This window comes from Streptomyces sp. JHA26, assembly GCF_002005565.1.
Taxonomy (GTDB): Bacteria; Actinomycetota; Actinomycetes; order Streptomycetales; family Streptomycetaceae; genus Streptomyces.
Window position 1 is genome coordinate 1 of the sequence record NZ_BDJC01000102.1, and the last position, 10,292, is coordinate 10,292.

Annotated in this window: 12 protein-coding genes and 1 pseudogene; 8 read left to right on the plus strand and 5 right to left on the minus strand. The window is 72.5% G+C overall.

Annotation, left to right across the window (positions count from 1 at the left end; all coding sequences use genetic code 11):
- Window positions 1-344, plus strand: a 344-nt coding sequence (locus JHAT_RS32700; protein ID WP_171991174.1) for a flavodoxin-dependent (E)-4-hydroxy-3-methylbut-2-enyl-diphosphate synthase, incomplete at its 5' end; no start/stop codon positions are given.
- A 99-nt stretch (window positions 345-443) separates the two neighbouring features.
- On the plus strand, window positions 444-1,292 hold the full coding sequence (locus JHAT_RS32705; RefSeq protein WP_077801902.1) for a GNAT family N-acetyltransferase: 849 nt from the start codon (window positions 444-446) through the stop codon (window positions 1,290-1,292).
- Between the two features lie 9 nt (window positions 1,293-1,301).
- Here the strand turns inward: JHAT_RS32705 and JHAT_RS35675 are convergent.
- Window positions 1,302-2,407, minus strand: a pseudogene (locus JHAT_RS35675) (transposase); the annotation flags it as partial.
- Complete coding sequence (locus tag JHAT_RS32715) at window positions 2,400-2,999, minus strand: IS607 family transposase (RefSeq protein ID WP_077801903.1); 600 nt, start codon at window positions 2,997-2,999, stop codon at window positions 2,400-2,402. The pseudogene JHAT_RS35675 and the gene JHAT_RS32715, both read right to left, overlap by 8 nt.
- 101 nt (window positions 3,000-3,100) lie before the next feature.
- Between JHAT_RS32715 and JHAT_RS32720 the strand changes: the two genes are divergently transcribed.
- Together JHAT_RS32720 and JHAT_RS32725 are read left to right on the plus strand one after the other, a co-directional pair.
- Window positions 3,101-3,634 carry a GNAT family N-acetyltransferase gene (locus JHAT_RS32720; RefSeq protein ID WP_077801904.1) on the plus strand — a complete coding sequence of 178 codons (534 nt, stop codon included), beginning with the start codon at window positions 3,101-3,103 and terminating at the stop codon, window positions 3,632-3,634.
- A gap of 73 nt (window positions 3,635-3,707) precedes the next feature.
- On the plus strand, window positions 3,708-5,411 hold the full coding sequence (locus JHAT_RS32725) for a proline--tRNA ligase (RefSeq protein WP_077801905.1): 1,704 nt from the start codon (window positions 3,708-3,710) through the stop codon (window positions 5,409-5,411).
- Window positions 5,412-5,768: 357 nt separating this feature from the next.
- Here JHAT_RS32725 and JHAT_RS32730 read toward each other — a convergent pair whose 3' ends face one another.
- Genes JHAT_RS32730 through JHAT_RS32740 form a run of 3 tightly spaced genes read right to left on the minus strand, consistent with a single transcriptional unit; the run spans window position 5,769 to window position 7,701 of the window.
- On the minus strand, window positions 5,769-6,668 hold the full coding sequence (locus tag JHAT_RS32730) for an aminoglycoside phosphotransferase family protein (protein WP_077801906.1): 900 nt from the start codon (window positions 6,666-6,668) through the stop codon (window positions 5,769-5,771).
- 41 nt (window positions 6,669-6,709) lie between these two features.
- A complete protein-coding gene (locus JHAT_RS32735) occupies window positions 6,710-7,174 on the minus strand; it encodes a ferritin-like domain-containing protein (protein ID WP_077801907.1) in 465 nt (154 codons plus the stop codon).
- Complete coding sequence (locus tag JHAT_RS32740) at window positions 7,171-7,701, minus strand: hypothetical protein (RefSeq protein WP_077801908.1); 531 nt, start codon at window positions 7,699-7,701, stop codon at window positions 7,171-7,173. Before JHAT_RS32740 ends, JHAT_RS32735 begins: the two co-directional genes overlap by 4 nt.
- A 236-nt stretch (window positions 7,702-7,937) precedes the next feature.
- On the opposite strand from JHAT_RS32740, the gene rimP reads away from it, so the two are divergent.
- From rimP to JHAT_RS32760, 4 genes are all read left to right on the plus strand, one after another.
- Window positions 7,938-8,465, plus strand: coding sequence for a ribosome maturation factor RimP (rimP, locus tag JHAT_RS32745; RefSeq protein ID WP_077801909.1), 528 nt, complete (start codon window positions 7,938-7,940; stop codon window positions 8,463-8,465).
- A 2-nt stretch (window positions 8,466-8,467) separates the two neighbouring features.
- Window positions 8,468-9,466, plus strand: coding sequence for a transcription termination factor NusA (nusA, locus tag JHAT_RS32750; RefSeq protein WP_077801910.1), 999 nt, complete (start codon window positions 8,468-8,470; stop codon window positions 9,464-9,466).
- 139 nt (window positions 9,467-9,605) lie between these two features.
- A complete protein-coding gene (locus tag JHAT_RS32755; RefSeq protein ID WP_077801911.1) occupies window positions 9,606-9,887 on the plus strand; it encodes a YlxR family protein in 282 nt (93 codons plus the stop codon).
- A gap of 174 nt (window positions 9,888-10,061) precedes the next feature.
- Window positions 10,062-10,292: translation initiation factor IF-2 N-terminal domain-containing protein (locus JHAT_RS32760; protein ID WP_143660582.1), on the plus strand; the 231-nt coding region annotated here is incomplete at its 3' end.

Sequence of the window (10,292 nt, forward strand, 5' to 3'; positions counted from 1 at the left end):
AGAGGGGCCTGGAGATCGTCTCCTGCCCGTCCTGCGGCCGCGCCCAGGTCGACGTGTACAAGCTGGCCGAGGAGGTCACCGCCGGCCTGGAGGGCATGGAGGTCCCCCTCCGCGTGGCGGTCATGGGCTGTGTCGTCAACGGGCCCGGCGAGGCCCGCGAGGCCGACCTCGGCGTCGCCTCCGGCAACGGCAAGGGCCAGATCTTCGTCAAGGGCGAGGTCATCAAGACCGTCCCCGAGTCCAAGATCGTGGAGACCCTCATCGAGGAAGCCATGAAGATCGCCGAGCAGATGGAGAAGGACGGCGTCGCCTCCGGCGAACCCTCCGTCGCCGTCGCCGGCTGATCCAGCCCACCGCTGCCGCGTCGCCCCAGGGGGCGGCGCGGCATATGCGTGGCAGGTACAGTGCGGGGACCAGCAGATCTCAGGGTGAGGCCCCCGCACGTGTTGACGCAGACCACCTCCCGCGTGCTCGAACCGAGCGACCTGGACGCCGCGCTCGCCGTCCTCGACCGCGAGCCGGTCGCCAACGCCTTCGTGACCGCCCGGGTACAGATCGTCGGCCTCGACCCGTGGCGCCTCGGCGGCGAGATGTGGGGCTGGTACGAGGACGGCATGCTGACCTCCCTGTGCTACGCGGGCGCCAACCTCGTCCCCATCTGCGCCACCCCCCGCGCCGTCCGCGCCTTCGCCGACCGCGCCCGGCGGGCCGGCCGCCGCTGCTCCTCCATCGTCGGCCCCGCCGAGTCCACCGCCCAGCTCTGGCGGCTCCTCGAACCCGGCTGGGGCCCGGCCCGCGAGGTCCGCGCCCGGCAGCCCCTCATGGTCACCGACCGCATGCCCGCCGACGTCGCCCCCGACCCCTACGTCCGCCGCGTCCGCAAGGACGAGATGGAGCGGATCATGCCGGCCTGTGTGGCGATGTTCACCGAGGAGGTCGGCATCTCCCCGCTGGCCGGCGACGGCGGCCTGCTCTACCAGGCCCGGGTCGCCGAACTCGTCGGCTCCGGCCGGTCCTTCGCCCGCTTCGACAGCGAAGGCCGGGTCGTCTTCAAGGCCGAGATCGGCGCCGCCACCGACCGCGCCTGCCAGATCCAGGGCGTGTGGGTGGCCCCCGAACACCGGGGACGGGGACTCGCCGCCCCGGGCATGGCGGCCGTCCTGCGCTACGCCCTGGCGGACGTGGCCCCGGTGGTGAGCCTGTACGTGAACGACTTCAACACGGCGGCCCGGCGGACGTACCGGCGCGTGGGCTTCCAGGAGGTCGGCTCCTTCATGAGCGTCCTGTTCTGACCGTTCCTCATCAGTGAGCAGGAGTGAGTCTTGGACCCATACCGGCTCAACTGGCGCATTCCGAACGGTTCTGGATGCGCTGGTCGCCCGCGTTCCTGCCGCGTCCGGCTGCACGCATCGGGTACGTGGTCCGGGTACGCGGGGGCGGGTTTCCTCACGCCCCTGGTCACGCGGTCCGGCCTGGGCGGTCCGATGCCCACGACGATCACTCTGGTCGTCGTGGGGCGGTGCCGTCCGTCGCCGGATCGCATGTCCGAGGGCGCGCCTACCGATCGCCACCGAGGCGGCGGCGTGTCGGGAAGTCTTCCTGTTCTTGCTGGTCAGCGGCTTTTGCCAGTGCTGTGCGCCCCACATGGACGTGTAGGCGGGATCGACGGCGATCACGCCGATACCGGCCTCGGCGCACATCGACAGGAGCCGGGCGCGGAGTCTGCCGGTGAGGTCGTAGTCGAAGCGGCGGGGGCTGCCGACGGGGTTGCCGTGTTCGTCCAGCAGCCAGGCGGCCAGGTGGCCGGCGTTGGTGTCCACGCCGATCACGCCCCCGCTGCGCAGCGCGTCGAGCCCGATGGCGGGGAGGCCCTTGCGGGTCCAGGAGGCGTCCAGGTACCAGCGGCCGGAGGCGGTGCCGTGGTGGACGCGGTAGGCCACGGCCCGGTTGCAGGTGACGCGGTCGCGCCACTGGTCGCCCCGGTGCGGGAAGGCGACGCGGGCGGCGAGGACGTAGCGGCCGTGTTTCGCGTTAGCGACAGCCGGTGCCGGATGGTGCGGATACCGGCGTCCAGGGACTTCAGGTGAGCGTGCTGGGCGCGGCGGGACAAGCCCCACTGGTCGTGGGTGTGGGAGGTGACCGATCCGGCCCACCGGGACGAGGACAGGGCGGTCAGGTCCCGCTGCCGCGCGGCCCAGGTGTCGGTGGAGTGGTCCAGGCCGTCACGGCACCGGCGGCTCAGGTCGGCACAGGCGAGGCGTCCCATGTGCTCGCCCACGGCGCGCAAGACCTTCTCGTCCTCGCCGGTCAGGCCCTTGAGGCGATCGCGGATGCTGACCCCGGTGGGACCGTCGGTGATGAACGGGCGGGCGATCTGGCGCAGCGGCTTCCGCGTCTGCTCAGCCATGCTCGGCGGCCTCCAGCGCCTTGCGGGCGCGGTTCTTCGCCGAGCGGCGGCCGTACAGGCGGGCGCAGAACGACGTCAGCACGTCCACGATGTCCTGCACCGGATCGTCTTCGACTTCGCCGTCATCCAGCACGACCAGGCGGCGGCCGGTCGCGGACAGGGCGGCCTCGACGAGGTCCACGTTCATACGGCCGAGACGGTCTTTGTGCTCGACCACGACCAAGGTCACGGCCGGGTCGGCCAGCAGCCGCTTCGCCTTCGACCGGGCGCCGTTCATGCCGGAGGCGATCTCCGCCTCCACCCGCACAACGGAACGGCCGGTGGCCACAGCCCAACGCGTCAGCCGCGCCACCCGACGCTCAAGATCGTCCTTCTGGCCGTGGGAGGAGACCCGGGCATACAGGCCCAGGCCGCCGACCGCTTCCGGTGCAGCGCTGCCCTCCACGTTCACCAGGATCGTGCGCGGCCCGACCCGCTGAGCCGGTACCGGCAACGTCCCCTCACGGAACCAGCGATACGCGGTCTGCGGATGCACGCCCTGCGCCTTCGCCCACTCCGTCAGATTCGCACTCCGACAACGACACTCACCCATGCATGGTTACGCACACTTTTACGACACAGGAGGCGAGCAGTTGAGTACCCCGGCCGATCACGCCCGCCACACAGCCGAACCGCCCCTGTAGGCTCCCCGCCATGGACCTCGTCATCGGCCCCCTGGACCTGTCGGCCCACGTCGACGAGGCCCTCGCCGTCCAAGCCGCCGCCTTCGGACTCGGCCCCGACGAGGTGGCCGTCCGCCGCCAGATCGTCCAGCGCCACATGACCTACCCCGGCGCCCGCGCCCTCGGCGCCGCCACCCCCGCGGGGGAGCTCGTCGGCTTCGTCTACGGCATGCCCAACGACCGCGCCCACTGGTGGTCCACCGTCGTCGAGCCCTACCTCCGCGCCCAGCACAACGACGCCTGGCTCGACGACTCCTTCGTCATCACCGAACTCCACGTCCACCCGGCACACCAGAACCGCGGCGCGGGCCGCTCACTGATCACCACGATCACCGACACCGCCGCCGAACCCCGCTCGATCCTCTCCGCGATCGACACCGAGAGCCCCGCCCGCGGCCTCTACCGCTCCCTCGGCTACACCGACCTCGCCCGCCAGGTCCTCTTCCCCAGCGCACCCCGCCCGTACGCCGTGATGGGCGCCCACCTCCCGCTGCGCAGGCCATAACCGATTTCCACCGCACCGGACCGCCCGGCTAACCTCCTAGCACCACCCTTACGCAGCAGGAGACACGAGAACCATGGCCAACGCACCGGTCCAGCGCATGTCGAAGTTGATGGTGAAGACGTTGCGCGACGACCCGGCGGACGCCGAGGTCCTCAGCCACAAGCTGCTGGTCCGCGCCGGCTACGTGCGCCGCACCGCCGCCGGCCTGTGGAGCTGGCTGCCGCTCGGCAAGAAGGTCCTCGGCAACATCGAGCGCATCGTCCGCGAGGAGATGGACGCCATCGGCGCCCAGGAGGTGCAGCTCCCCGCCCTGCTGCCGCGCGAGCCCTACGAGGCCACCGGCCGCTGGCAGGAGTACGGCCCCGAGCTGTTCCGCCTCCAGGACCGCAAGGGCGGCGACTACCTCCTCGGCCCCACCCACGAGGAGATCTTCACCCTCCTGGTGAAGGACCAGGCGTCCTCCTACAAGGACCTCCCGGTCATCCTCTACCAGATCCAGAACAAGTACCGCGACGAGGCCCGCCCCCGGGCCGGCATCCTGCGCGGCCGCGAGTTCCTGATGAAGGACTCCTACTCCTTCGACGTCGCCGACGAGGGCCTCGCCGAGTCCTACGCCCTGCACCGCGCCGCCTACCAGCGCATCTTCGAGCGCCTCGGCCTCGACTACCGCATCTGCGCGGCCACCGCCGGCGCGATGGGCGGCTCGAAGTCCGAGGAGTTCCTCGCGCCCGCCGAGGTCGGCGAGGACACCTTCGCGGACTGCCCGAACTGCGACTTCGCCGCCAACACCGAGGCGATCACCTACACGCTCACCCCCGTCGACGCGACGGACGTACCCGCCGCCGAGGACATCCCCACCCCCGACACCCCGACCATCGAGACCCTGGCCGCCTCCCTCGGCGTCCCGGCCTCCGCCACCCTGAAGAACCTCCTCGTCAAGGTGGACGGCGAGATCGTGGCCGTCGGCGTCCCCGGCGACCGCGAGGTCGACATGGACAAGGTCGAGGCGCACTTCGCCCCGGCCGCCGTCGAACTGGTCACCGCCGAGGACTTCGTCGGCCGCCCCGACCTGGTCCGCGGCTACGTCGGCCCGCAGGGCCTGGGCGACAAGGTCACGTACATCGCCGACCCGCGCGTGGCGCCGGGCACCGCCTGGATCACGGGCGCCAACAAGGAGCACACGCACGCCAAGAACGTCGTGGCCGGCCGTGACTTCGAGGTCGACGCGTACGTCGACGTCGTCGTGGTCCGCGAGGGCGACCCCTGCCCGAAGTGCGGCACCGGCCTGAAGCTGGACCGCGCCATCGAGATCGGCCACATCTTCCAGCTGGGCCGCAAGTACGCCGACGCCCTCAAGCTCGACGTCCTCGGCCAGAACGGCAAGCCGGCCCGCGTCACCATGGGCTCCTACGGCATCGGCGTCTCCCGCGCGGTGGCCGCCCTCGCCGAGCAGCACGCCGACGAGAAGGGCCTCGTCTGGTCCAAGGAGGTCGCCCCGGCCGACGTCCACGTCGTCGCCGCCGGCAAGGCCCTGCAGACCGAGCTGGCCCTGGAGGTCTCCGACAAGCTGGCCGCCGCCGGCGTCCGCGTCCTGGTGGACGACCGCGCGGGCGTCTCGCCCGGCGTGAAGTTCACCGACGCGGAACTCATCGGCGTCCCGCAGATCCTGGTGGCCGGCCGCCGCTCCGCCGAGGGCGTGGTCGAGCTGAAGGACCGCCGCACCGGGGAGCGCGAAGAGATGACGGTCGAGGAGGCCCTCACCCGCCTCACCAGCTGACCACGGACGCCCACGCCGGACACCCGGCGTGGGCATCCGCACGCTCGGCTTCCTTCTCCTGCGCGGGGGGAGGCACGACGACGTGCAGCCGCGTACGGCGGGAAGGGGACGTGTCGGGGGGTGTCCGCCCGCAGCGGTTGGCGCGTCAACGCCCCGCCTGCTTCTGAGGAACCGATTCCGCGCCGTTCCGAGGACGGACACCCCCCGACGCGGCCCCGACCCCCCACCGGACGCAAGGCACTACGCGCACCCTCACCGGACCCGCACAGGCGCCCGCAGGCACCCCGTACCCCCACCGAACCCGCACAGGCGCCGCAGGCACCCCTGAACAAGCGCCGCAGGCACCCCGCACACCGCTCACAGCCAGGTCGCGAACTCCAGCAGCAGCTCCGCGTCCCGCTCGCGGCCGACCCGGTGGGCCCGTACGCCCGACTCGACCGCACGGAACAGCGTCCAGCCGCGCAGCCGCTCCTGGTCGACCTCCAGCGACTCGGCGAGCCGCTTCACCCGCCGCCGGGTCGTCGCGGCGCCCGACGACTGGGCGATCAGGTCCTCCACCCGGTCCCGCACCAGCCGCGCCAGGTCGAAGGCGTTCTCGCCGACCACCGGGTCCGGCCCCACGGCCAGCCACGGCATCCGGTCCCCGGCGAGCACCTTGCTCTGCCGGAACGTGCCGTGCAGCAGCCGCTGCTCGGGCGGCGCGGCCAGCAACTCCTCGCGGGCCGCCAGCGCCGCGTCCACCAGCGCGGCCACCTCCGGATCGGCCGCGGCACCCGCCCGCATGGCCTCGGCCTGACGCCCGGTCCGCTCGGCCACGGTCTCGAAGGAATGACCGGCGGGCGGTTCCACCCACAGCCGCCGCAGCGTGCCCGCGGCCTCCAGCAGCGCCTTCGACTCCGGCAGGGACCGCACCGAGACGTCCGGATGCAGCCGCTCCAGCAGCAGCACGCCCTCCGGCGTGTCCCCTCCGAGCAGCTGCACGGCACCCAGCCCGCCCCAGTGGGCGAGCGCCGCCCGCTCGCTCCCGGGCCGGGCCCGGCGGGGAGCCAGCTTGAGCACCGCCGGCGTCCCGTCGGCCCGCCGCACCAGGAGCACCAGGCTGCTGCGGCCGCCGGGCACCTGCACCCGCTCCACGGTCACCCCGCACGACGCCACGGCCTCCCGCGCCGTCTCCGGCAGCTTCTCCAGCCAGTCGTCACCGGCCGGTGCCGTCTCACCGAGCGCCCTGACCAGACGCCGCGGCGGTTCGAAAGCCATGCGCGAGCCGTTCCCTTCCCGTACGGGGCCTGCCGTACGTGTTACGCAGTCGGTGACGCCGAGGCCCGTGGTGTGCCGGCCCGCTCGGCGAGCCCAGGGAAGGCTACGCTCCCGCCGCGCCAGCGCACGGCCCGGACCGCCGCCTCCCGCAGCGCCCCGGCCGCCGTGGCCCGCAGCTCGCCCTCCGCCGCCCGCACCAGGTCGGAGTAGACCCCGGCCGTCCGGCTCTCCAGCTCGGCCGCCAGCCGCACCGCGGCCGCCGCGTCCGGCACCGCGAAGGGCAGCGCGTACCCCGCCGCCGCGGCGACCGGCCTGCCGCCCAGGTCACCCACCTCGCGCGCCAGCGCGTCCCGCCGCGCCCGGTGCGCGTCGTACGCCGTCCGTGCCTCGGTGCGCCGCGCCTCGCCGATCCGCCCGCCGACGACGCCGTAGCCGTACACCGCGGCGTGCTCGGCCGCCAGCGCCGCCTGGAGGGCGTCCAGCACCCGGTCCTTCGCCTCGCTCACCCGTCACCCTCCGTCAGCAGAAACACGTGCGCCGCCCCGGCCGCCGCCACCGACGCCAGCAGCCGCGCCGACTCGCCCGGCACCTTCAGCAGTTCCCCGGCCCGCCGGTCGGCCAGCTCGCGCTCGGCGGCGGCCAGCCCGGCCAGCGCGTCCTTCTCGGTCACCGGTACCCCGGACCCGTCCCCCGGCCCGGCGGCCCGCGCCGAGACCGACGGCGACGCCTTCGGGGAGGCGGTCCGCGCACCGCCGAACGCCTCCGCGTGCCGTCCGACCTCGTCCCGCAGCGGCCGCAGCCGCGCCGCCAGCCCCGGATGCGCGGCGATCACCGCGTCGTACCGCGCGGCCAGCACCTCGCTGTCCCGCGCCGCACGGGCGCGGGCCCGTTCGTCGGCGGACGGCGCGGCGCCCGTGGTGCCGGAACCGGAGCCACCGGTACAGCCGGCGAGCAGGGCGGCCCCGGCGGCCGAGGCGAGCAGGCTCCTTCGGCGCGGCCCCGAGGGCAGGCGCGGCGATGAGGGGAACGACACGGCAGACGTCCTCGGCAGACTCGTACGGAACCGACGGGTGAGCGGGGGCGCGCGGCGGGAAGAGCGGGGACCAGCGGCGCGGCACGCCCGTGATCACGGTACCCGGGCCTCGCCCGGGCACCACTCAGCGGCACCGCCGGTCGCGGGTGGACGGCAACACCCCCCGCGACCGGATACCCTTTGACCTGACACGCGACCCATCCCACAACAGCACACGCGGCCGAGGAGTCACCCGGATGAGCACCACCCAGAGCGAGAGGCTGCGAGAGCTGCTGGAGCCGCTCGTCACCTCCCAGGGTCTGGACCTCGAAGAGATCGCCGTGGACTCGGTCGGACGCAAGCGTGTGCTGCGTGTCGTCGTCGACTCCGACACCGGTGCGGACCTCGACCGGATCGCCGATGTGAGCCGCGCGCTCTCGGCGAAGCTCGACGAGACGGACGCGATGGGCGAGGCGGAGTACACCCTCGAGGTCGGGACCCCGGGCGCGGAGCGCTCCCTCACCGAACACCGCCACTACGCGCGGGCCGTGGACCGCCTGGTGCGGTTCCAGCTCCACGAGGGCGGCGAACTGGTCGCCCGGATCCTCGGCGTGGACGACGACGGACTCGACCTCGAGGTGCCCGGAGTGAAGGGCCGCAAGGCCACCACCCGCAGGCTCGCCTTCGGCGACATCGACAAGGCGCGCGTCCAGGTCGAGTTCAACCGCAAGGACAAGCAGGACCAGAAGGACCAGAAGGACATGACGGAAGAGGAGGAGGCGTAGCCGTGGACATCGACATGAGCGCCCTGCGGGGCTTGGTACGGGAGAAGGAGATCTCCTTCGACCTGCTGGTCGGAGCGATCGAGTCGGCCCTCCTCATCGCCTATCACCGCACCGAGGGAAGCCGCCGGCACGCGCGCGTGGAGCTCGACCGGGAGACCGGTCACGTGACCGTGTGGGCGAAGGAGGACCCCGACGACCTCGAAGAGGGCCAGCAGGCCCGGGAGTTCGACGACACCCCGTCCGACTTCGGCCGTATCGCCGCCACCACCGCCAAGCAGGTCATCCTGCAGCGGCTGCGCGACGCCGAGGACGACGCGACGCTCGGCGAGTACGCGGGCCGCGAGGGCGACATCGTCACCGGAGTGGTCCAGCAGGGCCGCGACCCGAAGAACGTGCTCGTCGACATCGGCAAGCTGGAGGCCATCCTGCCGGTGCAGGAGCAGGTCCCCGGCGAGTCCTACCCGCACGGCACGCGGCTGCGCAGCTACGTCGTCCGGGTGGCGAAGGGTGTGCGCGGCCCGTCCGTGACCCTGTCGCGCACGCACCCCAACCTGGTGAAGAAGCTCTTCGCCCTGGAGGTGCCGGAGATCGCCGACGGCTCCGTCGAGATCGCCGCGATCGCCCGCGAGGCCGGCCACCGCACGAAGATCGCCGTCCGCTCCACCCGTTCGGGTCTGAACGCCAAGGGCGCCTGCATCGGCCCGATGGGCGGCCGGGTCCGCAACGTGATGGGCGAGCTGAACGGTGAGAAGATCGACATCGTCGACTGGTCGGACGACCCGGCGGAGATGGTGGCGAACGCGCTCTCCCCGGCCCGCGTCTCCAAGGTCGAGGTCGTGGACCTGGCGGCCCGTTCCGCGCGCGTGATCGTGCCGGACTACCAGCTGTCGCTGGCGATCGGCAAGGAAGGCCAGAACGCCCGGCTCGCGGCCCGGCTGACCGGCTGGCGGATCGACATCCGGCCGGACACCGAGCAGCCCTCCGAGCGTCCCGCGGAGTAGAACAGCGCCCCGCGGCCCGGCCGGGAACGGGGAATAGATCCAAGCCGCCCGTCGCTGAGATCACGACAGGTTGGTGCACGGCATGTGTTCGATTCTTGCCCCAAAGGGGTGAGGTCGGTCCGGGGAGGTAGACTGAGGAGTGTCTGGCCGGACATCTAGCCGCGCACGCCCTGAGCGCACCTGCGTGGGGTGCCGGGAGCGAGCGGTCAAGAGCCAGCTGCTGCGGACCGTGGTGATCGAGGACGCGTGCGTCCCCGACGCACGCGGTACGCTGCCCGGCCGGGGTGCGTACGTGCATCCCGCCACGGTCTGTGTCGACCAGGCAGTGCGTCGCAAGGCGTTCCCGCGGGCGCTCCGCGTCCCGGGTCCGCTCGATGTAAAGGCGTTGCGCCGCTACGTCGAGCAGGCACAAGGTTGCTGAAGGCACCATGTGAGCAACGTGGTAAGGAAGACGTGCCGCACGGAACCCCGTGCGGCCTGGTACCTCGCGAGTCGAAAGCAGGTCGAGATTGCGATGAGCACTCGATGAGTACGCGATGAGTACGCCCATGAACTAGCGACGGTCCGGACGCAACCCGGACCTCAGAGGAGCGAAGTGGCTAAGGTCCGGGTCTACGAACTCGCCAAGGAGTTCGGTGTCGAGAGCAAGGTCGTCATGGCCAAGCTCCAGGAACTCGGTGAGTTCGTCCGTTCGGCGTCTTCGACCATCGAAGCGCCCGTAGTACGCAAGCTGACAGACGCCTTCCAGCAGGGCGGTGGCAACGGCAAGTCCGCCAAGCCCGCCCCCCGCAAGGCGACCCCCAGGCCCGCCGCGCCCTCCCCGGCG